Origin of the sequence: Chryseobacterium sp. KCF3-3 (assembly GCF_045865955.1) — a bacterium.
Lineage (GTDB): Bacteria > Bacteroidota > Bacteroidia > Flavobacteriales > Weeksellaceae > Chryseobacterium.
This window is the reverse complement of the sequence record NZ_AP035792.1, coordinates 598961-624878: the sequence shown is the minus strand read 5'-3', so window position 1 is coordinate 624878 and position 25918 is coordinate 598961. Positions and strand designations below refer to the sequence as shown.

The following is a 25918-nucleotide window of genomic DNA, read 5'->3' as shown; positions in this document are numbered from 1 at the left end:
GCCTATGTATATTAATTTTCCTGAGAATCTATTTCTTTAAGTTGTTTTAGATTTTTATCAAGTTTTTTAATAATAGTACCATATACCAGTCTGTAATACAACCAGATCATAGAAATCGCAAGCAATGTACTTACGACAATCCCTACGATAATAATGGTAAGATTGGAACCACTTGGCTGTATATTCTGAGAATCTAATATATAAAAGATAAAAGCAACCAATACAAAAGTGAATATCAGCAATAATACAATACTGATGAGAATGAAAGCATTGACTGTTGTTTTGAACTTAATGATTCTGGTGATAAGACCCTTCAGATTTTCCTCAATCTTGATTCTTCGGTAATTCTGGTAGAATTTCAGTACAAAATAGGCTGTGATCAATAAACTTAAGACCTTTATCGCTAAATAAGCATGTCCGAAGTTGTTTTCTACTTCCGGAGCTTCCTGGGCACCTAATCTTTCAAGCATTTTACGGAAACTGTCTGATTCCTCTTCCGGAAAAAAGTAAAACAGTCCTAATACTGAAAAGAAAAGTAATTCTACAACGCTGATCCAGAAAATATATTTCACATAGTTACGTGACTTTCTGTTCAACATCTGAAGAATCTCAGTGTTGTCATATTTATGCTGTACAGGTTGTTCCTGCCATGTTTTCTTAAAGCTATCTAAATCAAATTCAGGCATATTTTTCCATCTGTTCTTTAAGGGTTTTCTTTAATCTGTTCATTTTCACGCGTGCATTGACTTCAGTGATTCCGAGGTTTTCTGCGATGTCCTTGTAAGGCAGATCGTCAAGATACATCATGACAATGGCTCTTTCTACATTAGGAAGAGTCTTGATTACAGTATACAAAAGTGATACCTGCTGCTGTTTTTCATCGTCATCTTCCACAAAATCCCTGTGGTTGATGTCCAGCTCATTCGTAGGAAGGCTTTTGCTTTTTTTTCTAAAGAGGGTAATGGCTGTATTGAGCGCTACACGGTACATCCATGTGGAAATTTTGGAGTTTCCTTTGAAAGAATCATAACTTCTCCAGAGCTGTAACACGATTTCCTGGAAAAGATCCTCTTCATCTTCCAGAGAATTGGTATACAAACGCGATACTTTAATAATCAGTCCCTGATTATCTTTGATAAGCTGCGCAAATTCTTTTTCTCTGGAATCCATAGATATATAATGGCACGAAGATAATAATAAAGTAGTAATTGGTGAAAATTATAATTAAAAATCGTAAAAACGGTAAAAAAATGAAATCGAAGAAGAGCTAAAGGTCCAGACTTATATTTGAATAATACTCTATATTTTCATCAAAAAGCAAAGGAAAGATATTTTTCAATCAATATTATTTACATTGGGTTAAAACTCTTGAGTCTTTTTACTCTTTACCTTTTTACCGCAAAATTTGTGTACCTTTGCCTCCGCGAGAAAATCGGCTTGTTGATTCTTGTTTCGGCAAGGGTAGGAAAGTCCGGACACCATAGAGCAGCAAAGCGGATAACATCCGTCACCCGTGAGGGTAGGACAAGTGCAACAGAAAGCAAGTACAGTTCGGCTGTAGTGAAACCAGGTAAACTCTTTGCGGTGCAATGGTAAGTATATCGGTTCTTTTCAGCAATGGAAATAGGGGCGGCTCGTCCTGAAAACCGAGGGGTAATCAGCTCAAGTATTGCAGCAATGTAATACGTAGATAAATAACAGGCGCTTCTTCGGAAGTACAAAATCCGGCTTATAGATTTTCTCGTGATTTTTTTTTAAGCTGGAAGTTAGAGGCTGGAAGAGTGATGTTTTTTAAACCTCAAACTTCAAACTTCCACCTTCCACCCTAATTTACTCACTTTCCAACTGTTTTTTAGATTCCTGTAATTCCTGTCTGTCTTTATCAGAAAGAGTAGGATATTTAAGATTCATTTTCTCCAGAGTATCAATAATAATCTGAATGGCGGCCACTCTTGCAAACCATTTGCTGTCTGCAGGAAGCACATACCATGGAGCATGATCTTTTGAAGTTTCATTGATGGCTGTTTCATAGGCTTCCATATACTGGTCGAATAATGCTCTTTCCGGGAGATCTCCTGCAGAGAATTTCCAGTTTTTTTCCTGTTCATCAATTCTGTCCAGAAGTCTTTTTTTCTGTTCATCCTTAGAGACATGTAAAAAAATCTTCACAACAGTGGTTCCGTTTTGTGAAAGGTGTTTTTCAAAATTTCTTATACTTTCATACCTGTTTTCCCAGAATTTGCTGTCAAAATCTTTTACGGAAGACCATGTTTTTTCGCTCAAATTATATTCAGGATGTACTTTACAAACCAGAACACTTTCATAATGGGATCGGTTAAAAATCCCGATCATTCCCTTCTGTGGCAGTGCCAGATAATGTCTCCATAAAAAATCATGAGAATATTCTTTGGAACTTGGGGTTTTAAAACTGGTTACATTACACCCCTGAGGATTCACTCCCCCGAAAACATGCTCTATCATACTGTCTTTTCCTGCTGCATCCATAGCCTGTAATACAACCAGCAGAGACTGGCTTCCGTCAGCATATAATTTTTCCTGCAACTCACGAAGTTTTTCTTTCTCCTGAATCAGCATTTGCTCTCCTTCTTCTTTCGTAAGCTTTCCTTTATAAGAAGTTGACGTTTTTTTTATCGAAAATTTTCCACTTACCTTAAAGTTATCTGAGAAATCGGTGTCCATATTTTTTTATTTAAAGATTAAAGTAAAAAGATTAAAGTAAAAAGATTAAAGTAAAAAGATTAAAGTAAAGATGTTATTAAAATTCAATAGGGGTGGGCTTTAGCCCAGCCATTTTAAAAAAATCCAAAGGCTTCAGCCAAAACCTAAATAATATATTGGATAAACGTCAATACATTTACTGCCATCTATTACCTATCATCTGCCACCTAACCAAACATAAATGTAATAAAAAAACCGCCTCATTGGAGACGGTTCTTTTATTTTTTTGAGTAGAGATTACTTCGCAGCAGCCTTTTTTGCAAGTTTTGCAGCTTTTTTCTCAGCTTTAGCAGCTTCTTTCTGTTCAGCAGGAGTCAATACTTTTGGCTCAGGAGCGTTAGCATCTACGTTACCTTTGATGTAGATTACACTTCTGCTGTTTGCAGGGTCATTAGAGAAAACCTCAATCATTTTGTTGAAAGGGCCAGGGATCGCTGTGTTGTATCCAACTTTGATCTTAGCAGACTTTCCAGGCATGATAGGATCTTGGCTGAATTCAGGAGTCGTACATCCACAAGAAGGTTTTACATTTGAAAGAATCAAAGGCTTATCCCCTGAGTTCGTTACAGTAAAGAATCTTGTACCATCAGCACTAGGCTTAATAGTTCCGTAATCGAAAGTCGTTTTATCAAATGTAATAGTTTGTGCAGATGCAAGAGCAAATGTCCCGAATAGTGCAATTCCTGCAATTAATTTTTTCATATTCTTGAATGTTAATACGTTTGTTAGATAAATTTTGTGAAACAAAGTTAAAAATTATTTTAATTCATGCTTAAAAATTTTTTTCTTTAGACTATTTTTGCAAATTGCAAGCCAAAGAAATAGAATTTATGCAGATTTCAGAAAAGTACAATCCACAGGAAACAGAACAAAAATGGTACAATTACTGGTTGGAAAACAAATTTTTCCACTCAGAACCTAATGACAAACCACCATATACCATAGTCATTCCTCCACCAAACGTGACGGGGATACTACACATGGGACATATGTTGAACAATACCATTCAAGATGTTCTGGTCCGTCGTGCAAGAATGCGCGGGTTTAATGCTTGTTGGATTCCGGGAACAGATCACGCTTCAATTGCTACTGAAGCTAAAGTTGTTGCTAAACTGAAATCTGAAGGAGTCAATAAGTCAGATATTACCCGTGAGGAGTTTTTAACCCACGCATGGGACTGGACCAATAAATATGGCGGTACTATCCTTGAGCAGTTGAAAAAACTGGGATGTTCTTGCGACTGGGACAGAACCCGTTTCACGTTGGAAGATAAACTTTCTCAGCAGGTTATCAAAAGTTTCGTAGACCTTTATAATAAAGGACTGATCTACAGAGGTTATAGAATGGTCAACTGGGATCCGGAAGCGAAAACCAATATCTCTGACGAAGAAGTAATCTTTAAAGAACAAAACGGAAAATTATATTTCCTTAAATATAAGATTGAAGGTTCAGAAGAGTTCCTTTCAGTTGCTACTACGCGTCCTGAAACTATTTTTGGGGATACGGCCGTATGTATCAATCCGAATGATGAAAGATATGCACACCTAAAAGGTAAAAATGTAATCGTACCGATCGTTGACAGAGTGATTCCGATTATTGAAGATGAATATGTTGATATTGAATTCGGAACCGGAGCTTTGAAAATTACTCCTGCTCACGATATCAATGACTACGAAATCGGACAGAAACATCAATTGAAAATGATTGATGCTTTGGATGATGACGGAAATCTTAACGAGCATGGTTTACATTACGCAGGGAAAAACAGATTTGACGTAAGAAAGCAGATCGCTAAAGAACTTGAAGAGAAAGATCTTTTGTTGAAAGCAGAAGATTACGTAAATAAAGTAGGAACTTCTGAGAGAACAGGTGCTGTTATTGAACCTAAAGTTTCAGTACAATGGTTCCTTAAAATGTCTGAAATTGCTAAGCCTGCTTTGGATGTAGTAATGGATGATGAGGTTAAGTTCTATCCTGAAAAATTTAAAAATACCTATAAGCACTGGATGGAGAACATCCGTGACTGGAATATTTCCCGTCAGCTTTGGTGGGGACAGCAGATTCCAGCCTATTATTATGGAGAAGGAGAGAATGATTTCGTAGTAGCTGAAACTAAAGAGGAAGCTTTAGAACTGGCAAAACAAAAAACAGGAAATTCAGATCTGACTGTAGAAAACCTTAGACAAGACGACGATGCATTGGATACATGGTTCTCATCATGGTTATGGCCAATGTCTGTATTTGACGGATTACTTGATCCTGAAAATAAAGATATCAACTATTACTATCCAACATCTGATCTGGTAACAGGTCCGGATATTATTTTCTTCTGGGTTGCCAGAATGATTATGGCCGGATTGGAATACAGAAAAGAAGTTCCGTTCAAGAATGTTTATTTTACAGGGATTGTAAGAGATAAGCAGAGAAGAAAGATGTCAAAATCTCTTGGAAACTCTCCAGACCCTCTTGAATTAATGGATAAATATGGAGCAGATGGAGTACGTGTAGGTATTCTATTGAGTTCTGCGGCGGGTAATGACCTTCTTTTTGATGAAGATTTAATGCTTCAGGGAAGAAATTTCATGACGAAGATCTGGAGTGCATTCCGTCTGATCAATATGTGGAAGCATGAAGATAAACCAGCTATCGCTACGGATCACCAGGCTATTGAATGGTTTGAAAATAAATTAGACAAAACAATCGTTGAGATTAATGATCAATTCGAGAAATTCAGAATTTCTGATGCATTGCATTTGATCTATAAATTAATTTGGGATGATTTTTGTGGTTGGTATCTTGAAGCGATCAAGCCTAACTATGGAGAAGGAATTTCTAAAGAGGTATATAATAAAACCATCTATTTCTTTGAAGAATTGATGAAGCTGCTTCATCCGTTCATGCCTTTCCAATCTGAAGAGATCTGGCAGTTGATTTCTGAAAGAAGCATTGATGAAGCGCTTGTTATTGCTCAGCAGAAGAATGCGGATAGCTTTAATGAAGAAGTCATTAAAAACTTTGAAATCACAGCTGAATTGATTTCAGGAGTTAGAAACTACCGTCAGACAAAAGGTATTTCACCAAGAGAAGCTGCTGAAATATTTACTAATGCATCTGAATTTGCTAATGAAGCGATAGTAAGAAAATTAGCTAATATTTCTGAAATTCATTTTGGACAGAAAACAGATAAGCCAAGCTTTACTTTCCTGGTAGGAGCTACTGAAGTTTCTATCCCATTAAGTGAAAACTTAGATTTAGGAGAAGAAAAGGTTAAAACTGAAGAAGAAGTAAAATATTTAAAAGGATTCTTAGTTTCAGTAGAAAAGAAGCTATCCAATGAAAAATTTGTTGCCAATGCAAAACCTGAAATCGTAGAGGTGGAGCGTCGAAAACAAAAAGATGCTTTGGATAAGATTGCGATCCTTGAAGAGAAACTGAAAAGTTTATAAAGTATAGACAATAAATTTTGTCAAAATCTCAGGCTGGATACACATCAATAATTGTATCCAGCCTGATGGTTTAAAGAATAAATACAATGACACATATAGAAAACATACAAAAACTATTCTCGAAAGACTTTGTTGAAAGTCCGTTGCTTGAAAGTTTTGAAGTAGGAAAGATTTATCTTTCAAGCGGGAAACTGGTCGCTTGTGATCCTTTGATTACAAATGATATGCTTCCTTTCACTACAGAATTTCCGAAGGGAGATTTCTCAGTAATGCTTCACAAAGAAAGAGATAGCAATTGTGTTGCTTATGCCGAAATTATATTCAATAATTCTGAAATTAAAGAATGGAAAATGGCTACCACAGCAGGACAGAAAATAAAAGATCTTGAGGAAGGAGAAGTTTTTGGATATCCTGTAGAAAGTGGGATGGGATGTCTGATGGATGTAGATACCCAAAACAGTCTTAATGAACTGGAACAAAGATTATATCAAAATAAAGGAGGTGATTTTATGGGAATCTATGAAGAATTTTTCCATGACTATTTCTTTGATGAAAACGGAGCAATAGATCAATACGCTTTTCTTAAACCGGCAAAAGAACATCCCGGAACTATCTTTGCTTTTGAAACCGGATATGGAGAAGGATTTTATGCCAGCTATATAGCTTACAACAAAGATCAACAGCCAGTGAAAATAATTACTGAATTTATTGAAATAAGTTAATTATAAATTAGTTATTTTTGAGACACAATTTTGTCAGTTATAAATTTTAAAGCTAATACAAAACACAATGAATTTCTCATCAGAACAACCTCGTATTATTGTTGTGGGCAGCTCATCGATAGATTTGGTTCTTGAAACCGAAAAACTTCCTTTGCCTAATGAAACCGTCTTAGCTATCAAATCAGATAGTTACTTTGGAGGTAAAGGTGCTAATCAGTCAGTAGGTACGGCCAGGTTGGGAGCCAGTGTATACTTTATTGGATGCGTTGGGATGGATCCTCTTGGACAACAGATCATGAGGAATCTGGTAAGCGAAAACGTAAATGTAGGATTTGTTCATGAAACAGATAAAGAAGCTACAGGAACTGCTTATGTAACAACTTCTCATGGAAATGCTGCTATTGTGGTAGTACCCGCAGCCAATAAGCATCTTAGTAAATCTCATATAGACGAGGCCGATAAATATTTTCATACCACAGATCTTGTGCTGGTACAGCTTGAAGTTTCTATGGATGTTGTAGAGCATACCGTTAGAAAAGCTAAGAAATATGGAAAGAAAGTAGGATTATATGCGTCTCCGGCAATGAGAGTCAATGAAGAAATTTTAGAAATGGTTGACTTTATTGTGGCTAAAAGTAATGAACTGTACGTTATTTTTGGGGAAGAGAAAAGAGAAGAAGTTCTTAAAAAATATTTCAATAAAGTATTTGTAAGAGATGATACCAACTCCACCATTTATTTTGATGGTACAGAAATGAAATATTACAGAAACGATAAGGACGAAAAAGTATATAAAATGGGGATGGGTGATGCATTTACATCAGGATTTGCCATTGCATTGTGCCATGGGAATTCTATCGAAGAGTGTGTGAAATTCGGAAATGAAGTTTCATCAAGAGTTTCCGGAGGCAAAGGATCTCAGACAGGACTTCCGAGAATTTCAGATTTCTTTTCTTAAAGCTATTTGCAACATATCAAAAGTTTGAAACTTAACATAAACATATAAGTAAAATGTCCACTTTTATAGTGGATTTTTTCTTTTTTATATTATGGAAAAACTAATATTGACCACCGAAGACCATATCACTCTCGTTGCCCATTTATTTAAGCCGGAAAGGGATAATGGGAAACTATTACTGATCAACTCAGCAACAGGGGTAAAGCAGCAGGTCTACTTTTCTTTTGCCAGCTACTTTTGTGAACAGGGATTTACAGTTATCACTTATGATTACAGAGGAATAGGACTTTCCAAACCGAAAAATATGAGAGGATTTCAGGGCTCTATGAGGCTTTGGGGTTCAAAAGATTATAAAACGGTGACTCAATATATCAAGTCAGAATTTAAAGAACTCAAAAAGTACTGTTTAGGCCATTCTGTAGGCGCACTCATTCTGGGAATGAATGAAGATTCCAACATTTTTGAAGAATTTGTTTTTGTAGGAACACAAAATGCCTTTGTAGGAAACCTTAAAGGGAGAACAAAAGTGGAAGCGTATTTAGGCTTTGGAATTGCCCAGCCATTAACAACTTCATTGCTAGGATATTTCCCCGCACATTGGTTTGGACTTGGAGAAAGTCTTCCAAAAAATTGCGCATATGACTGGAGAACCTTAATTTTAAACAAGAAATCAACCAACAAGCTGTTGGAAAAAATTGATGACTTTTCTAAAAATTTGACCCAGAAAGTATTTGTAATCCGGGCTGAAGATGATATATGGCTTACAGAAAAAGGAGTATTAAGCTTATTAAATAATACGTATTCAAATCTTAAACCTACTTACAGGCTGGTAGCTGCTTCAGAATCGGATAAAAATGAAATCGGGCATATCAATTTTTTTAGAAGCTACAACAGCAAACTATGGGATATTATTTTAAATGAACTGATAGATAAATGAAAAGTACGATTGACAACACAGTAGCATTTGTAAAAGAAAAATTAGAAGGAGCAGAAGCTGGACATGACTGGTTCCATATTGAAAGAGTCTGGAAACTGGCTGCTCAGATAGCAGAAACAGAAGATTGTGACAAAGAGGTAGTAGAGTTGTCTGCACTTCTTCACGATATTGCCGATCCTAAATTTCATAACGGAGATGAAACCATTGCACCCAAAATATCAAGAATCTTTCTTGAAGAACAGAATGTGTCTGAAGAAACTATTCAGAAGGTTTTATTTGTGATTGAAAATATTTCGTTCAAAAACAGAGATCAGGCACCAGAAAATCCACCTATTGAACTTCAGATTGTTCAGGATGCCGATCGTATTGATGCCATAGGAGCTATAGGAATTGCCAGAACATTCAACTTTGGAGGTTTTAAAAATAATCTGATGTATCACCCGGATATGAAACCCAAATTAGGAATGTCGAAAGAAGAATATAAAAAATCTAACGGTACAACGATCAATCATTTCTATGAAAAGCTGCTGCTGCTAAAAGATATGATGAACACTGAAAAGGGAAAACAAATGGCCCAAGAAAGACACAATTATATGCTGAATTTTCTCGACCAGTTTTATAAAGAATGGAATGTAGAATAGGAAATATCATTAGAATGAATTGATTCTGATTCTGCCTGTCAAGAATTAACTATCCGAACAAATATTGTATACATCATTATTTGTTCGGATATTTTTATGAACCGATATACCGGGTCAACTCAAAGGAATATAAAATAGAAAACCAATTTTTAGGGCTGGTTAAAATTAAAAATTAGCCTCAGATATGGATAAAATAGAGAGAAGAAGTATCTTTGTAAAATATGACACTCATTATTTTTATCATATTTCTGGCTTGTGTCCTTTCATTGGTCCTGTTTAAGGTAAAATCAGGAAGTATGGCCAAGTGGGCAAAGCTGTTTCGTATTGTAACAGTTGTTTTTTCAATTTCTGTTTTTACGTACTGGTTTATCAAGAAAAGTGCTGTGGCATTTGTTGATAATTCTGTAGGGCTTCAGGTTGTTAATAAACTTCCGCAGGCATTGGATTTTTACTTAATCAAAGTAGATAAAACAGATCAAAATACCACGCTTGAACCCAAGCATATCGGGAAAATACGCCCGGAATATTACAGAATAGAATACCTGAAAATGGATAAGTCTGATGAATACTGGATTGCAGGTTATTTGGGGAAGAAAAACTTAGTCTATTTTTCTCAACATTCTGTACCTAATAAAAATATTGATCAGATTGTAGAAGTACAGAACTACATCAATCAAAGTATGAAGCTGTCTGATGCGGCCAAAAAGCAGGTAGACGCTTATAATTATGAGAATACCAAACTGGGAATCTGGATTACACTGGATTTTCTGCTTCTGTTTCTCAATCTTGTATTGCTGCTTAGAAAAAATAAATAAAAAAGGTAATGAGTTTCCAATACTCATTACCTTTTTAGTTTCTGTTAAGGATAATCCAGAATCTGCATAATCTGTTCCTTAAATTCTTCAGGACAGGCTTTGATAAGTTTATCCTTATTTTGTTTACTGATTTCTTTAGGTTCAAGCCATTCGCTCTTATTGAAATTCAAACTGTGGCTATCATATACTCTTTTTATCGTATGATTTTCATAAAAAATATATTCATCACCAAGCCAGTTGGTAGCAATACTGATTGTACAAATTTCCTTTTCCATAATTTATGTTTTAAAGCATAATGTTTAGTGAAATACATTATACTCTAATATACAATTTTTTTCGTTACGGAGAGGAGTGAATCGGGTGTAAGAAATTAACTGAATGTAGTCTATTTAATTTTATATCAACAATCCTTTGTACTAAAAAAGTGTTCCGGTACTTTCTGTTGCCATTTGCGGAATATGAATATCTGTTTTCCATTCTTCATTCATCTTTTTGATAAAATAAGCAGACAATAAAGGAGAGGCTTTTTCAATATTCTGATGTACGAAGAAGTAAATATTCTGAAGACCTTCTTTTTTCCATTGGGTAAGGTGTTTCAACCAATCATCCAGTCTTTCGTAGTCACTTTCAGCGTTGGCTCCTACATAACGGATAAATGCATTAGGAGTAGTAAGGCGCATATGAAGCATATCTCTTCTTCCGGCAGTATCTACAATGATATTGGTGATATTATGAGCTTCAAAAAGATCACAGGTTGTATTCAGAATTTCCTCATCGGTAAACCATTCCGTATTTCGAAGCTCGATGGCTAACGGAACTTCTTTAGGCCATTCTTTTACGAATTTTTCCAGCCTGTCATAATCTTTAGGCTTAAAATTATCGTGAAGCTGAAGGAAAGCCATTCCTAGTTTCTCATCAAAATTGATAATAGCAGAAGCAAAATGAGTCACAGGATCGGTCACATCAATCAGTCTTCTGAAATGGGAAACAGTATTAGTGATTTTAGGGAAGAATTTAAAATTTTCCGGAGTTTTTTCTTTCCAGGTTTTTACCTGATCTGGAGTGGGCATTCCATAGAAAGTAGCATTCAACTCGATAGAATTAAACTGAGTAGCATAATAAGTCAACTCATCCTTAGTTCCTTTAGGATAGAATCCTTTAAGGTCAGTTTTATTCCATTTGGCACATCCGATAGAAATATTTTCCAGTCCTTTTTTATTGAGAGCCAGTATTTCTTTCGTTTTAGGATGGTCTTTAGGTAATGTGAAATCTATTTTTGAAGGATCTTCTACTTGTCCGAATTTCATATCTGTAGTTTTGGGTGTTAAACAATAAACACAAATATAAACCAAAAATCTCAGAGCATTTCATGATTCCTACGGAAACTGCTTCAGCAGAAAATGATTGTAGATAGTAAAATTTTAAGAATCAAAACGTCTTGATATACTTGAATAATAGGATGTTTTTTGGATTTAGTGTAGAAAATTTTTTAAGATTTTGACGCTCTTTCTATTAAGTTTTTTTTAAGGAAATGTTAAACATTCTGTTACGTAATGTTAATTCTATGTTACCATACTTCGTTTTTACTAGATATAATTTTACACCAAGTTTATAGCGAATAAAATATGAAGAAAAAAATCATCTGTGCTTTTGCTCTGTTATCGTTTGGGTTTGCATTTTCACAGGAAACCAGCTCTAAAATTTTTGGAAGATTAAAGGGAATCTCTTCCGAAGTCACAGTAAAGGTAATACACATTCCTACCAACAGTACCTTTGAAACGAAAAGTAACAGCAAAGGACAGTTTAGTTTAGATAATCTTCAGCCGGGAGGACCTTACAAAATTGAAATTTCTGACGGATCACAGGTTATCTATGAAAACCCGAATCTACAGCTTTCTTTAGGAAATAATGACCTACCTGTAGTAGAAGTAGGCAGCAAAGAAAAAACAATTGATGAGGTAAAAATTACTTCCAAAAAAACTACAGCCAAATACGGAGTGGGAATCAGTCAGGCTCAGATTTCCGGTCTTCCGAATATCAATCGTGGAATTCAGGATGTAACCAAACTGGTTCCTCAGAGTGCTAACAACTCTTTCAACGGAACCAATTTTCGTTATAATAACGTAACGATTGACGGGTCTATCAATAATGATGCGATTGGTTTCAGTCCTTCATTGGGAGGGCAGACCGGAACTTCAGGAATGCCGGGAAGCAGTACGCGTTCCAATTCAATAAGTCTGGATGCTATTCAGGATGTACAGGTGTATATTGCACCTTATGATGTGAAATTGGGGAATTTCCTTGGAGGAAGTATTAATGCGGTAACCCGAAGTGGGAGTAATGATGTGACAGGATCCATTTATGCATATGGAAGAAATGCGGCCATTACGGGAAGAAACAGAGTAGGGGATAATTCTAAAATGCCGAGTGATTTTGAAGATTTTATCTATGGAGGAAGAGTAGGATTGCCGGTGGTTAGAGATAAGGTGTTTCTGTTTACCAATTTAGAATATACCAAAAGAACAGATCCTGTTTTCTATAACGCCAACGATCCGGGAGCATTGGTGAACGAACAGGTTGCTCAGCAGATTTCAGATTTTGTACGAAATAAATATGGATTCAATGTAGGAAGTTTTAACCAGTACAATAACTTCTCTGAAAGTTCTAAACTTTTCAATAAGTTAGATTGGAAAATTAATGATAAACATACTTTATCCATTAAAAACAATACGGTATTTTCACAGGCATCCAACCTGGAAAGAGATGGAGCTAATTTCAGATTTTCCAGCATGGATTTTATTCAGAAAAATACAGCGTCTACCACTACACTTGAGCTGAAAAGCCGTTTTAATGATAAGTGGAGCAACAATTTAGTGGTTGGATATTCTTCTATTCATGATTACAGAGATCCTACTTCTGGTAATGCGATGTTTCCACAAGTGGAAATTGCTTACAACGGAGGAACAATCTTGCTGGGAAATGACAGAGAGGCTACTGTTTTCAATATGAAGCAGAAAACTTTTGAAATCACAGATAATCTTACTTATAAAAAAGGAAATCATACCTTTTTACTCGGAACTCACAATGAGCTATACAATATTGATTATGGTTTTGTAAATGCTTTAAACGGAAGAATTTCCTATAAAAACTTAACTGATTTTTATAATGGAACACCTGCAAGGATAAGAGGTACTTACCCTTTCAACGGAGACAGCAGAGATACCCTTTTTGATAATCCTTATGCACAATATAAAGTAAATCTGCTTTCTATGTATCTTCAGGATGAAATCAACTGGGGAAGAGTGAGACTTTCACCGGGTGTAAGAGTAGATTATACAGATTTACCAAATAAACCACAGTTAAGCCCACTGGTAACCAGTTCTCCTCAGGATCCAAATGCTGGAAATACCTATAATTATACTCCATTGAGCCAGCTTACCAACAACTACCTGAATAAGCCAACATTCTCCCCAAGACTTGGATTTACGATTGATCTTACAGAAAACAGATCTATGGTACTCCGAGGAGGATCAGGGATTTTTGTGGGAAGAATTCCTTTCGCGTGGTTAGGATATGCTTATTATAATGATGGTGTAGGTTTTGGAAGTTATGATTATAATGCACCGACACCAGCACAGCTTGCCGCCAACGGAGATCCTTTGAACAGTGCCAATTTCCCAAAATGGCAGAACTCTTCAAAAGTACAGGTAGACCTTATTGATAATAATTTTAAAATGCCAAGAGTGTGGAGAAGTTCATTAGCTTTCGATTATACTTTAGCAGGATATAAATTAACCTTAGAAGGAATCTATACAAAAGTACTTTATGATCTGAAATTCCAGCAGGTGAACAAGACGGATAACGTGGCTTATTACAGCTATGATACAAACCATGAAATGCCGATCTATACCACAAATATCAACAGTAACTTTTCTAACGCCTATCTTTTATCCAATACCAAAGAAGGATATCGTTATAACCTGACGGCACAGCTTTTAAAGTCGTATGATTTCGGATTTAATTTCTTTGTAGCCTATACTTACGGAGATGCTAAAGATATCACCAATGGTATCAGAAATTCTATGGAAAGTAACTGGCAGATGAACCAGTCTCTTACGCCTAATGATCCGAAACTGACCACCTCCAATTTCGCTATCAAAAACAGAGTGGTAGCCAATCTTGGATATGCCTTTAATATTTCTGATATGAACAGGTTATCCACCAACGTATATTTCAATGCACAATCTGGAAACCCTTTTTCATGGGGATTTGTAAACAGTACAATTGCCAATACAGGACAGGCCGCAGGACTTGCCTATATCTTTAAAGATGCAGCAGAAGCTTCCAAATATATCGTTCCTATAAAAGATGCTGCTGGAAATGTATTGGTAACTGCTCAGCAGCAGATTGCAGACTACGAAAATTTTGTCAACAGTAATGACTATCTGAAATCCAGACGAGGCAAATTCACAGAAAGAAACGGAGATGTTACTCCTTGGAATATTCAGGCAGATATCAGAATCATGGATGAAATCAGGCTAAGCAAGAAATCCAAGAATAATATACAGGTCTCATTAAGTATCATCAATTTTACCAACCTGTTGAACAAAGATTGGGGTAAAGTATATTTTGTACCTAATACTTTCAACTCAACAGCAAGTGTAGGATTAACAAAGGTTGGGAATGTAGCAACAGGACAGCCCTCTGCGGGAGATCCTACCTATAATTTTAAAACTCCGGGACTGCCTTACACCATTGACCAGTTTGCGTCAAGATTTCAGGCTCAGTTGGGAGTTCGATATAATTTTTAATTACGCTTTTACATTTTACTTCATATAATTCTTTTTCAAAGGTTCGGATTTTCTTTCCGGACCTTTTTTTGTAAATGATGAATGATGAATGATGAATGATGAATGATGAATGATGAATGATGAATGATGAATTTTACCAATAAAAGACGTACATTTTTATGCTTACTAAATCATTTTAAATACACGCAATCATCTGTGAAAATCTGTGTAATCTTCGGGAAATACTCAAAATAATTATATACAAGCTGTAATTATTCAATAGGAACGGGCTTCAGCCCGTTTTAATAAAACAAATCCTCCGTCGGCTTTAGCCAAAACCTATCAATACGAGGAGCTGAAGTGAAATTTTTTCAATTTTTAACCAATCATCTGTGAGAATCTGCGTAATCTGTGGGAAACTAAACTATCAAGGCCTATGAAAACGACAAAAGCACACCTCTCGGCATGCTTTTGTAAATATAGCGTGTTTATTACTTGGTCCTATGCCTCGCAGCTTGAACATGATACGAAGTTAACCATCATTTCTTTTGAAACAGATGAACTTCTTTGGTAGTAAAGGGTTTTTACTCCTTTCTTCCAAGCTTCAATATAAAGGTAGTTAACATCTTTTACAGGCATTGTAGAAGGAATCTGAAGATTCAGTGACTGTGCCTGGTCAATGTACTGCTGTCTTTGTGCTGCCTGAGAAATAATCTCCATTGGAGAAATTTCTTTGAACGTTTTGAATACTGCCTTTTCTTCAGGAGTAAGCTCGTTCAGGTGCTGTACCGATCCATGGTTGAGCATGATTGTTCTCCACGTTTCTTCGTTATCCAGTCCTTTTTCTTTCAATAGTTGTGCAAGGTATTTGTTCTTACGCATAAAGTTTCCTTTCGCAAGACCTGCTTTATAATAGTTAGAAGAGAAAGGCTCAATTCCAGGAGAAGTCTGTCCTAAGATTGCAGAACTTGAAGTGGTAGGAGCAATAGCCATTGTTGTGGTATTTCTCAATCCGTATCCTTTCAATACTTCTGGTTCTCCATAGATGTTGGCAAGTTCTCTTGAAGCCTGCTCAGCCTGATCTTTGATATGTCTGAATGCTCTTGCGTTGAACTGAGTCGCCTCAAAGCTTTCAAACGGAATCATATTTTTCTGTAGATAAGAGTGGTATCCTAAAACTCCTAATCCAAGAGCTCTGTGACGCATTGCAAAGTTTCTTGCTCCCTGCAGGTAGTAGTTACCATCAGTTTTGTCAATAAACTCTGATAATACAGCATCAAGGAAGTATACCGCTAATTTTACTGCATCTGTATCTTTCCATTCATCGTATAATTCAAGGTTCATGGAAGACAGACAGCAGATGAAAGACTCTTCCATTGTAGAAGGAAGCATGATTTCAGAACAAAGGTTACTTGCATTCACCGTCATTCCTAAGTCTTTATAAACCTGAGGTTTGTTTCTGTTTACGTTGTCTGTGAAGAAAATATAAGGAAGACCTTTTTGCTGGCGGCTTTCCAATACTCTTGCCCAAACTTTACGTTTTTCCATATCACCGTCAATCATATCCTGCATCCAGTAATCTGGTACACATACTCCGGTAAACAGGTTCTGAATCGGGCTACCGATATCTTTAATGGATAAAAATTCTTCAATATCTCCGTGGTCAATATCTAAGTAAGCAGCAAAGGCACCTCTTCTTACTCCTCCCTGAGAAACAACATCCATAGCAGTATCGAAAAGCTTCATGAATGAAACTGCTCCTGAAGATTTTCCGTTATCTGTTACAGCTGTTCCTCTGTTTCTCAATTCTCCAAAATATCCTGAAGTACCACCTCCGATTTTAGTCTGCATGATGACTTCACCCATTTTGTGAGTAATTCCTTCAATGCTGTCCGGAATGTGAACGTTGAAACATGAGATAGGAAGACCTCTTTCTGTTCCCATATTAGCCCATACAGGAGAAGAGAAGCTGATCCATCCTTTCGTGATCATTTCTTTGAATGCCGGTTGAAGTTCAGGTTTGTATAACCTTTTTGCAGCAGCAGTGGTAATTCTGTCGATAGCTCCGTCTACCGTTTCACCTTTCAACAGATATCCTCTGTTCAACATTTGCTCAGACTCTTCATTGAGCCACCATATATTTGAATTTTGCTCTTCCATAGATGTTATATTTTCGAATTCCGGAATGAGAGAATCACTCCGGAATTTTGTTTTTTTATAGTATTGATTGTAAAATTTCTACTTTGTGGGAACCGTTCAGCCCGCTTTCGTCTCTTAATCTCTGAAATTCTTTAAAAGACGGAACATTCAAAACTTCATGCTGAACTTCTTCATTGATGTAGTTTGAATAATGTACAAAAGTAACACCATCTTCCTTTACAAAAACTTTATATTCAAAGGTGGAGGAATCTAAATTTTTGAAATCTTCCAGAAACTTTTGGATATTCGTTTTATTGTTGGGAACAAATTCGGGGTTTACCGTATAGGTTACTATTACATTGATCATTTCTTTTGTATTTGTGCTTTATTCATGAACAACAATTCCACATATTAATCAGAAAAGGGTAATCCTGATACTGATTGCTTTGACGCTCGCTTCGCTCGTGCCTCAGTATTAAAACAAATCGTTTGCTGTAATACTCTTATCGTGTTTCGTATAATCTACAGGTCTTTTTGCAAAGAAATCATCTAATGAATTGGCGAAAACTTCTTCCTCGAACCATACCATTGGTCTGTATTGCTCAGGAGTAATGTTGTATCTTGTTTTCATGTTGATTTTCTTCAAGCTGTCATCTACACGGTATTTCATGAAGTTGAGAAGATCTTCTTTAGAAACGTTGTCAATTTCTCCCAATTCAAAGATCCAGCTAAGGATGTCTCCTTCTCTTGCGATAGACTCATCTACTAAAGTGTAAATGTCTTCGATATCGCTGTCTGTTAATAAGTCAGGTTGTTCCTCACGGATTTTGTTGATCAGGTAGATTCCTGCATTAGCGTGAATCTGCTCATCTACGGAAGTCCATGCGATGATATTGGAAACATTTTTCATGAAACCTTTGAATCTTGTGAAAGAAAGGATGATGGCAAACTGCGAGAAAAGAGAAACATTTTCTACTAAAATACTGAATAATAGTAAAGCAGAAACATACTCTTTAGGTGTAGCAGAATTAGCGTGCTTTAAAGCATTTCCAAGGAACTCGATTCTTCCTTTTACAGCAGGAATTTCGATCACGTTAAGGAATTCGTCATTATATCCTAATACCTCTAATAAACGGGAATATGCTTCAGAATGACGAAACTCGCATTCTGCAAAAGTAGATCCTAATCCATTGAATTCCGGCTTTGGTAGGTGGTTGTATAAATTCCCCCAGAATGTCTTTACAGACACCTCGATCTGTGCAATGGCTAACAGCGCATTTTTCACAGCATGCTTTTCATGTGGTTCCAACTGCGAATGAAAATCCTGAACATCTGCAGTAAAGTCCACTTCCGAATGTACCCAGAACGATTTGTTGATTGCCTCTACAAATTGAAGAACCTCCGGGTATTCAAATGGCTTATAACTTACTCTTTTATCAAAAATTCCCATATTAAATATCTTTATAATTAAATAATTTAGATCCTTGTGGATAACGTTCCGGAAATACTTAACTTTTTGTTTATCTGTAAGTTGTGAATTAAAGTTATTCACTTCCTCAAATTCATATTTCTTGTAAAGAACTAATAGCAAAGTTCGAAAAAAAGAACTGATTTTGAAAGGGGTAAATACTAATCGGCTGACTTTTAGCCTGAAAAGTTTTCCACATTTACATGAAACTGGCTAGAATAATAGGCTAGACCACTATATTGAGGACAAATGCATGAAAATCTAAAGTTACAGTTAAACAAAATTTCAAAAAGCATCATGAATAGAGGCTTAAAGTATTAAACAAAAAAATATTTGAATAAATTTTTATTCTTGTAACAATTTGAAAATATCATCTACTTATTGGGTATAAAACATACATCACTTAATGTTAGTAATTCAGGATTTAAATAAGTCATACGATACAGGGAAAAGCAAGCTTCATGTTCTCAAAGGAATTAATCTGAATATTTCTGAAGGAGAGTTTGTTTCTATTATGGGAAGTTCCGGTTCCGGAAAATCCACACTTCTTAATATTATAGGGATTCTGGATGAAAAAGATTCAGGAACGTATGAATTGGATGGAGTTCCTATCGAACATTTATCTGAAGTAAAAGCTGCGGAATACAGAAGCAGGTTTTTAGGATTTATTTTTCAATCTTTTAACCTTATCAATTATAAAACAGCTTTAGAAAATGTAGCACTTCCTCTGTACTACCAGAATGTACCGAGAAAAGAGCGAAATCAGAAAGCGATGGAATATCTGGAGAAGGTAGGATTGGCACAATGGGCGAACCATCTTCCGAGTGAACTTTCCGGAGGTCAGAAACAAAGAGTTGCTATTGCAAGAGCTTTGATTACCAATCCAAAAGTGGTACTGGCGGATGAGCCTACAGGAGCATTGGATTCCAAAACTACTCATGATATTATGAAGCTCCTTCAGGATATTAATAATGAAGGGAAAACAATCATCGTTGTAACCCACGAACCCGATGTAGCTGCACAGACTAAAAGAAATGTAGTACTGAAGGACGGAATTATTGAAAGTGATGAGTTTATTAAGCAGATTGTATTATAAGTGAATCGTGAACGGTCAATTTTGCTTCGCAAGTGAATTGATAATGAAGAGGAAAAATAATTAATAACACACACAAATGAATATGAAAAAAAATAAAAATGTTTTTAAATCTGAACCATTATAAACTTGATGTTTATCAGTCAGCCAGGGAATTAAGAATAGAATGTTATAAAATTTTATCTAAGATTCCTGATCATGAAAAGTTTAACATAATCGACCAGATAAGAAGAGCTTCTACTTCAGTGGTATTAAATATTACCGAAGGATGTTCAAGAAAATCTGAACTGGAAAGGAAAAGGTATTTTGAAATTGCCAGAGGTTCGGTTATTGAGTTGGACTCTTGTTTTGATATTGTTATAGAGTGTAATTATATTAAAATAGAGGAATTATCAAAAATTGGGAATTTAATAAAAACAGCATTTATTTTATTGAGTAAAATGTTGAAAAAAGATTAGAAATGTGAAAATTAGTCAGGTTCGTAATTAAAGTCTTGTGAAGAATAAATTGACAACAAAGTTAATTGACTTCGAAGAAAATTGAGAGCGCAGCTAATTGACTTTTTTACAAAGTAAAAAAATAAAAACTATGTTTGACCTAGATCGTTGGCAGGAAATATTCAGTTCTATCCGAAGTAATGTACTTAGGACAGTACTTTCAGGGTTTACAGTAGCCTTGGGACTGTTTATTTTCATAGTACTTTTTGGAATTGGAAAAGGACTTCAGAATGCTTTCTCTGAAGGATTTGCCGGAGATGCTAAGAACCTTATTATTATTTCAACAGGGAAAGCCACTTTAGCGTATAAGGGATTACAGTCTGATAGAAATGTTACAATGAATAACTCAGACTATGATTTTTTGATTAATGCAGATAAGAAAAAAGCGGGTCCTTCAAGTCCCAGGTATAGTGCCAGTTTAATGGTGAAATATGGGAAAGAAAGTGGTCTTTATCAGATCAATGGTGCTGAGCCGGGGGAACAGGTTATTGAAAATAGAAAAATTATTGATGGTCGCTATCTGACCTCTATGGATTTAACAAGGAAATTAAATGTTGCCGTAATCGGAAGAATGGTTCAGCGGGATTTGATCAAAAATGGAAATCCTATTGGAAAAGAGCTGGATATTAATGGAACGATGTACAAAGTGATCGGAGTCTTTTCAGATGATGGAGGAGACAGAGATGAAAGACATATTACAGTTCCTATTACCACTTTACAGCAGATGAAAAAGGGTTCTGATACGGTAAATATAGCATATATCACTTATGATGAAAAGCTGACTCCGGATCAGGCCATAAAATATGGTGATGAGTTACAGGATAAATTGAAATCCAGAAAAAATGTTTCTCCTGATGATGAAAATGGAGTTCGTGTATGGAATAATGCTAAAAACATGAATGATACATTTATGTTTATGGCAGTTCTTACCGCTATTGTTGGATTCATTGGTCTGGGGACATTGCTGGCGGGAATTATCGGGATCAGTAATATCATGGTGTACATCGTGAAAGAAAGAACCAAAGAAATCGGAGTCCGAAAAGCTATTGGCGCAAAGCCAAGCGGAATCGTAGGTCTGATTGTTCAGGAAAGCGTTGTGATTACAGTGGTATCCGGACTTGTAGGAGTAGGAATAGGTGTTTTGACATTAAGTCTTATTGGAGATAGTCTTGAAGAATTCTTCATTAAAAGCCCAAGTGTAGGTTGGGGATCTATTATTATGGCATTTATTGCACTGATTTTTTCCGGATTGATCGCTGGATTTGTGCCTGCATACAGAGCTTCAAGAATCAAACCTATTGAAGCATTAAGAACAGAATAACAGATAAATAAGCTCAAAGGCAAATCAATCAGTTTGACGGAATTCATAACTCATAATTTATAACTTATAATTCAAAAAGGTGAATATCATATTTAAAAAAGATACTTGGCAGGAAATTTATTATTCATTGAGGAATAATAAACTCCGAACATTTCTTACCATGATTGGTGTAGGATGGGGAATGTTTTTGTATGTAAGCCTTCTTGGAGCCGCAAAAGGAATGGAGAATGGTTTTGATAAATTATTTTCCGGTTTTGCTACCAATTCAATCTTCTTGTGGGCACAGAAAACGTCTATTCCATATGAAGGATTTCCTAAAGGAAGAGAAGTTCATCTGAACTTAACCGATATGGATATGTTGAAAAGAAAAGTAACTGCCATAGATTATATTTCACCCCAAAATGCCAGAGGAAGTTTTACCGGAACACCGGGAGAAGCCATGTCAAGAAATGGAAAAAATGGTACTTATTCGCTTACCGGAGATTACGCTGTAGGAAATAAGATTTCAGAAAAGAAACTGATCTTCGGGCGCTACATCAATGATGCCGATGTTTCGGGGAATAAAAATGTAGTAGTTATTGGAGAAGAAATTTATAAAAACTTCTTTGATTCCAAGAAAAAAGAAAATCCAATAGGGAAATCAATCAATATTAAAGGTCTCTTCTTTAATGTCATCGGAGTTTTCCGTGTGAAAAAAGGAGGTGGCTTTGAAAATGATCAGACCGCTTTCATTCCACTTTCCACTTACACGAAAATGTATAATGCAGGAGACCAGATAGACCTGTTTGCTATTGTAAGCAAGCCTAATGCTAACGTTAATTCCGTGGAAGAAGAGGTGAAACAGGTTTTAAAAACCAAGAATAAAGTTTCTCCTGAAGATACTAATGCTTTCGGAAGCTTCAATCTTGGAAAAGAGTTTAAAAAACTGACCGGTTTTCTTACAGGAATGCAGCTGCTGACCATTATTGTTGGTACACTGACTATTCTTGCAGGAGTAATCGCTATTTCAAATATCCTTTTGATTACAGTAAAAGAGAGAACCAAAGAAATCGGAATCAGAAGAGCATTGGGAGCAAAGCCTGCTGAAGTAAGAAATCAGATTTTGCTGGAAAGTGTTGTGATTACACTCTCCTCAGGATTAATAGGTTTTATGTCTGGAATTTTTGTACTCATGATTCTCAATGCGGCTACCCAGGGTCAGGATTCATTTCCTTTTTATAACCCGACCGTTAACTATGGAAACGTATTTGCAGCGATGGCTGTAATGGTGGTTTTAGGATTGATAATCGGGATGATTCCTGCGCAGAGAGCGGTAAAGATCAGACCTATTGAAGCATTAAGAACAGAATAATTAATTTTCACATCATTCAATTTAATAAAAAATAAACTATACATATGAAAAAGAAATTCACCTGGAAAAAAGCCATTTATATAGTCTTGGGGCTTTTATTTGCAGTGGCATTGTTCTCAGGGCTTGGCTATTTTATCAAATCAAACTCCAAAGAAAGTGAGGCTTTCCTTACCCGCAAACCTACTATCCAGAATATGGATGATAAAGTAATGGCTACAGGGAAAATTGTTCCAAAAGAAGAAATTGAAATCAAACCCAATATTGCAGGGATTATCGATAAGATTTTAGTAAAAGAAGGAGATAAAGTAGAAGTAGGACAGCTGATTGCTACTGTAAAAATTGTTCCAAGTATTTCCGAAGTAAACGCTGCTCAGCAGGAAGTTCAGAATGCGCAGATCCAGATCAGTAATGCTCAGATGAATGTAGGAAATATGCAAAAGCAGTTTGAAATGCAGGATAAGCTATACAAGCAAGGAGTAGCTTCTAAACAGGAGTATCTGAACTCTCAGCAGCAGTTGTACTCTCAGCAGCAGACTTTAAAAAATGCTCAACAACAATTAAATACGGCTCAAAAAAGATTACAGATCGCTAAAACAGGAGCAACCCCTGAACTTAAAGGACAAGGTCTGGCGACTACAGAAATTCGTTCCAAAGCCTCAGGTACCGTACTTGAAGTTCCTGTAAAAGCAGGAAGCCAGGTGATTGAAGCCAATAACTTTAACGCCGGAACTACAATCTGCTCAGTGGCTGATTTAAATGTTTTGATCTTTAAAGGTGAAATTGATGAAGCACAAGCCGGAAAGCTAACTGAAGGTATGGATATGAACATCGTGATCGGTGCTCTTCAAAATAAAACATTCCCTGGAAAACTGACGATGATTGCTCCAAAAGGTAAAGATAATGCAGGAACTATTAAATTTCCGGTAGAAGGAAACGTATCTAATCCTAATAATGAGTATATTAGAGCAGGTTTTTCTGCGAATGGTGAAATTGTATTGAGTTCTCAGAAAAATGCATTATTATTGGATGAATCTTTGGTTCAGTATGAAAAGAAACAAGGAAAAGACGTACCTTTCGTAGAGGCAAAACAAAAAGATGGGAAATTCAAAAAAGTATATGTGAAACTGGGAGCAAGTGACGGGATCAACGTTCAGATTCTTCCTGGATCAAATATCACAAAAGATACTGAAGTGAAAGTTTGGAACCCTTCTGATAAAGACAAAGAAGAGCTTAAAGAAAAAGCAAATAAAAAATAATAAACTACACTATACACTTTTAAACTGTGAATCCCGGAGGAATTTTTTTCTCCGGGATTCTTTTTTATTAATTAATAGCAAGATTGTAACAAAAAGTAAATTTAAAATGTCTTAATTTTAAATTCCAAACTATACCTCCATGAAAAAAGACTATTGGATTCTGTTTCTTTTTATCATTGCAAAGTTTGCACTCCAATACTCACTGATAAGCCCTGAGTATGAACTTCACAGAGATGAATACCTTCATCTTGATCAGGCTAATCATCTGGCCTGGGGGTATCTTTCCGTTCCTCCCGTTAATTCCTGGTTGGCCTGGATCATTAAAATGTTGGGAAACTCTGTCTTTTGGGTTAAATTCTTTCCAGCGCTGTTCGGAGCTTTGACAATTGTACTGACATGGAAGGTTGTTGAAGAACTCAATGGAAACCTGTTTGCTAAAGTATTGGCTTCTTTAGGGCTATTATTTTCTGTACTTCTTCGGGTAAATATGTTATTCCAGCCCACATCTCTGGAGATCTTCCTTTGGTTATTTATTTACTACAGTCTGATTAAATATTTCAATTCCCAAAAAGTAAAATGGTTGTATATAGGTGCAGTCATTGTCGGAATAGGAATATTAAATAAATACAATATTGCTTTTTCATTGTTAGGGCTTATTCCTGCATTATTGCTGACAGAGCAAAGGAAGATTTTTATGCAGTCTCATGTGTATTGGGCTGCTCTTTTAGCTTTAATTATTATTTTCCCCAATCTTCTCTGGCAGTATCAGAACCAGTTTCCGGTTATTCATCATATGAAAGAACTTTCTGAAAAACAATTGGTGCATGTAGACCGATTGGGTTTTATGAAATCACAGATTTTATTTTTTGTTGGAGTTATTTTTGTGATTATTGCAGGCTGGGGAGCTTTACTGTTGTATAAACCTTTTGAAAAATTCAGGTTTTTCTTTTGGAGTTATATAATCACGATCACTCTTTTTTTGTTTTTTAAAGCGAAGGATTATTATGCAATAGGACTTTATCCGGTTTATATTGCTTTTGGGGCTGTTTTTCTTGGATATGTATTTGAAAAAGGATGGAAAAGGTTTTTAAAACCGGTCAGTATACTTATTCCAATACTTTTATTCCTTCCTCTATATAATGTAGCCTTTCCAAATAAAAGTCCTCAATATATTGAATCCCATCAGGATCAATATAAAAAACTCGGATTGCTTCGCTGGGAAGATGGAAAAGATCATCCGCTGCCACAGGATTTTGCCGATATGCAAGGGTGGAAAGAACTTGCTCAAAAAGTAGATAAAGAATATTCCAGATTATCAAAAACCGGAAATACGATGGTGTTGTGTGATAATTATGGACAGACCGGAGCGATTAATTATTATTCAAAAGCTGGAGTGACAGCTATGTCATTTCATGCAGATTATATCAATTGGATAGACTTAAGCAAAAAATATAAAAACGTGATCAGAGTTAAAGATGCCTCTGAAGCTGGGAAAGAACTTGGAGAATCCGGCTCTTTTTTTGAAGTTGCAAAATTGGAAGATTCTATTACCAACCCATACGCAAGAGAAAGAGGAACCGCAATTTTCAGTTTACAGGGAGCAAAAATAGATGTCAACAAAAGAATTCAGGACGAAATTATCGAAGTTAAAAATGAATGGAAATAGTTTTCAATAAAGTTGGAAATGATGATTTGTATACAAGAAAAGGTTAATAGATAAATATTATTGCAACTTTATTGCATTA

Annotated in this window: 22 protein-coding genes and 1 other RNA gene; 14 read left to right on the top strand and 9 right to left on the bottom strand. The window is 35.8% G+C overall.

Going from position 1 to position 25918, the window contains the following annotated elements:
- Positions 1 to 11 precede the first annotated feature (11 nt).
- Both ACKTTZ_RS02850 and ACKTTZ_RS02845 read right to left on the bottom strand, forming a co-directional pair.
- On the bottom strand, positions 12 to 686 hold the full coding sequence (locus tag ACKTTZ_RS02850; RefSeq protein WP_034699016.1) for a hypothetical protein: 675 nt from the start codon (positions 684 to 686) through the stop codon (positions 12 to 14).
- Entirely contained in the window at positions 679 to 1170 is a 492-nt protein-coding gene (locus tag ACKTTZ_RS02845) for an RNA polymerase sigma factor (RefSeq protein ID WP_002976998.1), read from the bottom strand. Before ACKTTZ_RS02845 ends, ACKTTZ_RS02850 begins: the two co-directional genes overlap by 8 nt.
- Positions 1171 to 1424: 254 nt before the next feature.
- Here ACKTTZ_RS02845 and rnpB point away from each other — a divergent pair.
- Positions 1425 to 1748, top strand: an RNA gene (gene rnpB, locus ACKTTZ_RS02840) — RNase P RNA component class A.
- 82 nt (positions 1749 to 1830) lie between these two features.
- Here the strand turns inward: rnpB and ACKTTZ_RS02835 are convergent.
- A complete protein-coding gene (locus tag ACKTTZ_RS02835; protein WP_034699018.1) occupies positions 1831 to 2700 on the bottom strand; it encodes a polyphosphate kinase 2 family protein in 870 nt (289 codons plus the stop codon).
- 276 nt (positions 2701 to 2976) lie between these two features.
- Positions 2977 to 3441, bottom strand: coding sequence for a DUF1573 domain-containing protein (locus ACKTTZ_RS02830; RefSeq protein ID WP_034699021.1), 465 nt, complete (start codon positions 3439 to 3441; stop codon positions 2977 to 2979).
- A gap of 128 nt (positions 3442 to 3569) precedes the next feature.
- On the opposite strand from ACKTTZ_RS02830, the gene ACKTTZ_RS02825 reads away from it, so the two are divergent.
- The 6 genes from ACKTTZ_RS02825 (at position 3570) to ACKTTZ_RS02800 (ending at position 10258) form a co-directional block, all read left to right on the top strand.
- Complete coding sequence (locus ACKTTZ_RS02825) at positions 3570 to 6185, top strand: valine--tRNA ligase (RefSeq protein WP_034699024.1); 2616 nt, start codon at positions 3570 to 3572, stop codon at positions 6183 to 6185.
- Positions 6186 to 6271: 86 nt separating this feature from the next.
- On the top strand, positions 6272 to 6907 hold the full coding sequence (locus ACKTTZ_RS02820; RefSeq protein ID WP_034699027.1) for a DUF4241 domain-containing protein: 636 nt from the start codon (positions 6272 to 6274) through the stop codon (positions 6905 to 6907).
- A gap of 67 nt (positions 6908 to 6974) precedes the next feature.
- Complete coding sequence (locus ACKTTZ_RS02815; RefSeq protein WP_034699029.1) at positions 6975 to 7865, top strand: ribokinase; 891 nt, start codon at positions 6975 to 6977, stop codon at positions 7863 to 7865.
- A 91-nt stretch (positions 7866 to 7956) separates the two neighbouring features.
- Positions 7957 to 8802 (top strand): serine aminopeptidase domain-containing protein, encoded by an 846-nt coding sequence (locus tag ACKTTZ_RS02810; protein ID WP_034699032.1) that lies wholly within the window; start codon positions 7957 to 7959, stop codon positions 8800 to 8802.
- Positions 8799 to 9443 carry an HD domain-containing protein gene (locus ACKTTZ_RS02805; RefSeq protein WP_407847236.1) on the top strand — a complete coding sequence of 215 codons (645 nt, stop codon included), beginning with the start codon at positions 8799 to 8801 and terminating at the stop codon, positions 9441 to 9443. The genes ACKTTZ_RS02810 and ACKTTZ_RS02805 overlap by 4 nt, the downstream gene beginning before the upstream one ends.
- A 221-nt stretch (positions 9444 to 9664) precedes the next feature.
- Entirely contained in the window at positions 9665 to 10258 is a 594-nt protein-coding gene (locus ACKTTZ_RS02800) for a hypothetical protein (RefSeq protein ID WP_081906517.1), read from the top strand.
- Between the two features lie 44 nt (positions 10259 to 10302).
- Here ACKTTZ_RS02800 and ACKTTZ_RS02795 read toward each other — a convergent pair whose 3' ends face one another.
- Both ACKTTZ_RS02795 and ACKTTZ_RS02790 read right to left on the bottom strand, forming a co-directional pair.
- Positions 10303 to 10533 (bottom strand): hypothetical protein, encoded by a 231-nt coding sequence (locus ACKTTZ_RS02795; RefSeq protein WP_034699037.1) that lies wholly within the window; start codon positions 10531 to 10533, stop codon positions 10303 to 10305.
- Between the two features lie 141 nt (positions 10534 to 10674).
- Entirely contained in the window at positions 10675 to 11565 is an 891-nt protein-coding gene (locus tag ACKTTZ_RS02790) for a DUF72 domain-containing protein (RefSeq protein ID WP_034699040.1), read from the bottom strand.
- A 318-nt stretch (positions 11566 to 11883) separates the two neighbouring features.
- Between ACKTTZ_RS02790 and ACKTTZ_RS02785 the strand changes: the two genes are divergently transcribed.
- Positions 11884 to 15069 (top strand): TonB-dependent receptor, encoded by a 3186-nt coding sequence (locus ACKTTZ_RS02785; RefSeq protein ID WP_407847233.1) that lies wholly within the window; start codon positions 11884 to 11886, stop codon positions 15067 to 15069.
- 480 nt (positions 15070 to 15549) lie between these two features.
- On the opposite strand, the gene ACKTTZ_RS02780 is transcribed toward ACKTTZ_RS02785, so the two are convergent.
- The 3 genes from ACKTTZ_RS02780 to ACKTTZ_RS02770 all read right to left on the bottom strand — a co-directional run bounded on the left by ACKTTZ_RS02780 (position 15550) and on the right by ACKTTZ_RS02770 (position 18637).
- Positions 15550 to 17208: a ribonucleoside-diphosphate reductase subunit alpha gene (locus tag ACKTTZ_RS02780; RefSeq protein ID WP_034699047.1), complete on the bottom strand. Its 1659-nt coding sequence runs from the start codon at positions 17206 to 17208 to the stop codon at positions 15550 to 15552.
- 55 nt (positions 17209 to 17263) lie between these two features.
- Positions 17264 to 17554: a hypothetical protein gene (locus tag ACKTTZ_RS02775; protein WP_114820346.1), complete on the bottom strand. Its 291-nt coding sequence runs from the start codon at positions 17552 to 17554 to the stop codon at positions 17264 to 17266.
- A gap of 108 nt (positions 17555 to 17662) precedes the next feature.
- A complete protein-coding gene (locus tag ACKTTZ_RS02770) occupies positions 17663 to 18637 on the bottom strand; it encodes a ribonucleotide-diphosphate reductase subunit beta (RefSeq protein WP_041461620.1) in 975 nt (324 codons plus the stop codon).
- Positions 18638 to 19061: 424 nt separating this feature from the next.
- Here ACKTTZ_RS02770 and ACKTTZ_RS02765 point away from each other — a divergent pair, with 424 nt between their 5' ends.
- The 6 genes from ACKTTZ_RS02765 to ACKTTZ_RS02740 all read left to right on the top strand — a co-directional run bounded on the left by ACKTTZ_RS02765 (position 19062) and on the right by ACKTTZ_RS02740 (position 25839).
- Positions 19062 to 19751: an ABC transporter ATP-binding protein gene (locus ACKTTZ_RS02765; RefSeq protein ID WP_167023514.1), complete on the top strand. Its 690-nt coding sequence runs from the start codon at positions 19062 to 19064 to the stop codon at positions 19749 to 19751.
- 98 nt (positions 19752 to 19849) lie between these two features.
- Entirely contained in the window at positions 19850 to 20206 is a 357-nt protein-coding gene (locus ACKTTZ_RS02760) for a four helix bundle protein (RefSeq protein ID WP_034699058.1), read from the top strand.
- Positions 20207 to 20336: 130 nt separating this feature from the next.
- Positions 20337 to 21566 carry an ABC transporter permease gene (locus ACKTTZ_RS02755; protein WP_034699060.1) on the top strand — a complete coding sequence of 410 codons (1230 nt, stop codon included), beginning with the start codon at positions 20337 to 20339 and terminating at the stop codon, positions 21564 to 21566.
- Positions 21567 to 21645: 79 nt separating this feature from the next.
- Positions 21646 to 22917 carry an ABC transporter permease gene (locus ACKTTZ_RS02750; protein WP_034699063.1) on the top strand — a complete coding sequence of 424 codons (1272 nt, stop codon included), beginning with the start codon at positions 21646 to 21648 and terminating at the stop codon, positions 22915 to 22917.
- Positions 22918 to 22961: 44 nt separating this feature from the next.
- Positions 22962 to 24173: an efflux RND transporter periplasmic adaptor subunit gene (locus ACKTTZ_RS02745; RefSeq protein ID WP_034699066.1), complete on the top strand. Its 1212-nt coding sequence runs from the start codon at positions 22962 to 22964 to the stop codon at positions 24171 to 24173.
- 139 nt (positions 24174 to 24312) lie between these two features.
- Entirely contained in the window at positions 24313 to 25839 is a 1527-nt protein-coding gene (locus ACKTTZ_RS02740; RefSeq protein ID WP_407847228.1) for a glycosyltransferase family 39 protein, read from the top strand.
- Positions 25840 to 25918: the final 79 nt, after the last annotated feature.

Excerpts from the sequence above, each read along its gene's own strand:
- ACKTTZ_RS02805 (WP_407847236.1), top strand. The coding sequence starts at position 8,799 with ATGAAAAGTACGATTGACAACACAGTAGCATTTGTAAAAGAAAAATTA.
- ACKTTZ_RS02780 (WP_034699047.1), bottom strand. The coding sequence starts at position 17,208 with ATGGAAGAGCAAAATTCAAATATATGGTGGCTCAATGAAGAGTCTGAG.
- ACKTTZ_RS02850 (WP_034699016.1), bottom strand. The coding sequence starts at position 686 with ATGCCTGAATTTGATTTAGATAGCTTTAAGAAAACATGGCAGGAACAA.
- ACKTTZ_RS02740 (WP_407847228.1), top strand. The coding sequence starts at position 24,313 with ATGAAAAAAGACTATTGGATTCTGTTTCTTTTTATCATTGCAAAGTTT.
- ACKTTZ_RS02785 (WP_407847233.1), top strand. The coding sequence starts at position 11,884 with ATGAAGAAAAAAATCATCTGTGCTTTTGCTCTGTTATCGTTTGGGTTT.
- ACKTTZ_RS02760 (WP_034699058.1), top strand. The coding sequence starts at position 19,850 with ATGTTTTTAAATCTGAACCATTATAAACTTGATGTTTATCAGTCAGCC.
- ACKTTZ_RS02825 (WP_034699024.1), top strand. The coding sequence starts at position 3,570 with ATGCAGATTTCAGAAAAGTACAATCCACAGGAAACAGAACAAAAATGG.
- ACKTTZ_RS02765 (WP_167023514.1), top strand. The coding sequence starts at position 19,062 with ATGTTAGTAATTCAGGATTTAAATAAGTCATACGATACAGGGAAAAGC.
- ACKTTZ_RS02815 (WP_034699029.1), top strand. The coding sequence starts at position 6,975 with ATGAATTTCTCATCAGAACAACCTCGTATTATTGTTGTGGGCAGCTCA.
- ACKTTZ_RS02810 (WP_034699032.1), top strand. The coding sequence starts at position 7,957 with ATGGAAAAACTAATATTGACCACCGAAGACCATATCACTCTCGTTGCC.
- ACKTTZ_RS02745 (WP_034699066.1), top strand. The coding sequence starts at position 22,962 with ATGAAAAAGAAATTCACCTGGAAAAAAGCCATTTATATAGTCTTGGGG.
- ACKTTZ_RS02795 (WP_034699037.1), bottom strand. The coding sequence starts at position 10,533 with ATGGAAAAGGAAATTTGTACAATCAGTATTGCTACCAACTGGCTTGGT.
- ACKTTZ_RS02845 (WP_002976998.1), bottom strand. The coding sequence starts at position 1,170 with ATGGATTCCAGAGAAAAAGAATTTGCGCAGCTTATCAAAGATAATCAG.
- ACKTTZ_RS02790 (WP_034699040.1), bottom strand. The coding sequence starts at position 11,565 with ATGAAATTCGGACAAGTAGAAGATCCTTCAAAAATAGATTTCACATTA.
- ACKTTZ_RS02755 (WP_034699060.1), top strand. The coding sequence starts at position 20,337 with ATGTTTGACCTAGATCGTTGGCAGGAAATATTCAGTTCTATCCGAAGT.
- ACKTTZ_RS02835 (WP_034699018.1), bottom strand. The coding sequence starts at position 2,700 with ATGGACACCGATTTCTCAGATAACTTTAAGGTAAGTGGAAAATTTTCG.
- ACKTTZ_RS02830 (WP_034699021.1), bottom strand. The coding sequence starts at position 3,441 with ATGAAAAAATTAATTGCAGGAATTGCACTATTCGGGACATTTGCTCTT.
- ACKTTZ_RS02770 (WP_041461620.1), bottom strand. The coding sequence starts at position 18,637 with ATGGGAATTTTTGATAAAAGAGTAAGTTATAAGCCATTTGAATACCCG.
- ACKTTZ_RS02800 (WP_081906517.1), top strand. The coding sequence starts at position 9,665 with ATGACACTCATTATTTTTATCATATTTCTGGCTTGTGTCCTTTCATTG.
- ACKTTZ_RS02775 (WP_114820346.1), bottom strand. The coding sequence starts at position 17,554 with ATGATCAATGTAATAGTAACCTATACGGTAAACCCCGAATTTGTTCCC.
- ACKTTZ_RS02820 (WP_034699027.1), top strand. The coding sequence starts at position 6,272 with ATGACACATATAGAAAACATACAAAAACTATTCTCGAAAGACTTTGTT.